Origin of the sequence: Lysinibacillus sp. NPDC092081, assembly GCF_044755845.1 — a bacterium.
Lineage (GTDB): Bacteria > Bacillota > Bacilli > Bacillales_A > Planococcaceae > Lysinibacillus.
Map to the genome: position 1 here is coordinate 1 of NZ_JBIVRU010000044.1, position 1,083 is coordinate 1,083.

Here is a 1,083-nt window from a genome sequence, read left to right on the forward strand (position 1 = left end):
ATATGCGGGTGTGGCGGAATTGGCAGACGCACTAGACTTAGGATCTAGCGCCGCAAGGCGTGGGGGTTCGACTCCCTTCACCCGCACCATTTTTTAGAATTTCATAATTGCCAGGATAAATAAATCTTATGCACATGCGGAAGTAGTTCAGTGGTAGAACACCACCTTGCCAAGGTGGGGGTCGCGAGTTCGAACCTCGTCTTCCGCTCCAAATGTGCCGGGGTGGCGGAACTGGCAGACGCACAGGACTTAAAATCCTGCGGTAGGTGACTACCGTGCCGGTTCGATTCCGGCCCTCGGCACCATTTTTTATTTCAATAATTAGCGCCCGTAGCTCAATTGGATAGAGCGTCTGACTACGGATCAGAAGGTTGTGGGTTCGACTCCTGCCGGGCGCGCCAAATTAATATTTATCGGAATGTAGCTCAGCTTGGTAGAGCACTTGGTTTGGGACCAAGGGGTCGTAGGTTCGAATCCTGTCATTCCGACCATTTTATGGGGCCTTAGCTCAGCTGGGAGAGCGCCTGCCTTGCACGCAGGAGGTCAGCGGTTCGATCCCGCTAGGCTCCACCATAAAAGATAACCAGTATAAAGATCCTGGCGGCGTAGCTCAGCTGGCTAGAGCGTACGGTTCATACCCGTAAGGTCGGGGGTTCGATCCCCTCTGCCGCCATCTTAAAGGACCTTTAGCTCAGTTGGTTAGAGCAGACGGCTCATAACCGTCCGGTCGCAGGTTCGAGTCCTGCAAGGTCCACCATTTATATAATATTACGGAGGTATACCCAAGTCTGGCTGAAGGGATCGGTCTTGAAAACCGACAGGCGGGTAACACCGCGCGGGGGTTCGAATCCCTCTACCTCCTCCAGTTTATATTTAAATGGTGCTTGAAAAACTCGAAAAGAATATATTATTAACGCGGGGTGGAGCAGTGGTAGCTCGTCGGGCTCATAACCCGAAGGTCGTTGGTTCAAATCCGGCCCCCGCAACCAAATGGTCCCGTGGTGTAGCGGTTAACATGCCTGCCTGTCACGCAGGAGATCGCCGGTTCGATCCCGGTCGGGACCGCCATTTTTTTAAAAATAT

General features: G+C 52.7%; 11 tRNA genes. All 11 read left to right on the forward strand.

From position 1 onward, the window contains the following. Positions 1–4 precede the first annotated feature (4 nt). Positions 5–89 (forward strand) — tRNA-Leu (locus ACIQLB_RS24550). 47 nt (positions 90–136) lie between these two features. After that, positions 137–211, forward strand: a tRNA-Gly gene (locus tag ACIQLB_RS24555). 5 nt (positions 212–216) lie between these two features. Continuing rightward, positions 217–305 (forward strand) — tRNA-Leu (locus ACIQLB_RS24560). A gap of 19 nt (positions 306–324) precedes the next feature. Beyond that, positions 325–401: transfer RNA gene (locus ACIQLB_RS24565), tRNA-Arg, on the forward strand. Positions 402–414: 13 nt separating this feature from the next. Next, a tRNA-Pro gene (locus tag ACIQLB_RS24570) sits at positions 415–491 on the forward strand. Between the two features lie 6 nt (positions 492–497). Next, a tRNA-Ala gene (locus tag ACIQLB_RS24575) sits at positions 498–573 on the forward strand. A 26-nt stretch (positions 574–599) separates the two neighbouring features. Further along, positions 600–673 (forward strand) — tRNA-Met (locus tag ACIQLB_RS24580). A 7-nt stretch (positions 674–680) separates the two neighbouring features. Continuing rightward, positions 681–757: transfer RNA gene (locus tag ACIQLB_RS24585), tRNA-Ile, on the forward strand. A gap of 15 nt (positions 758–772) precedes the next feature. Further along, positions 773–865: transfer RNA gene (locus tag ACIQLB_RS24590), tRNA-Ser, on the forward strand. Positions 866–914: 49 nt separating this feature from the next. Further along, a tRNA-Met gene (locus ACIQLB_RS24595) sits at positions 915–989 on the forward strand. Between the two features lie 3 nt (positions 990–992). After that, a tRNA-Asp gene (locus ACIQLB_RS24600) sits at positions 993–1,068 on the forward strand. Positions 1,069–1,083 lie beyond the last annotated feature (15 nt).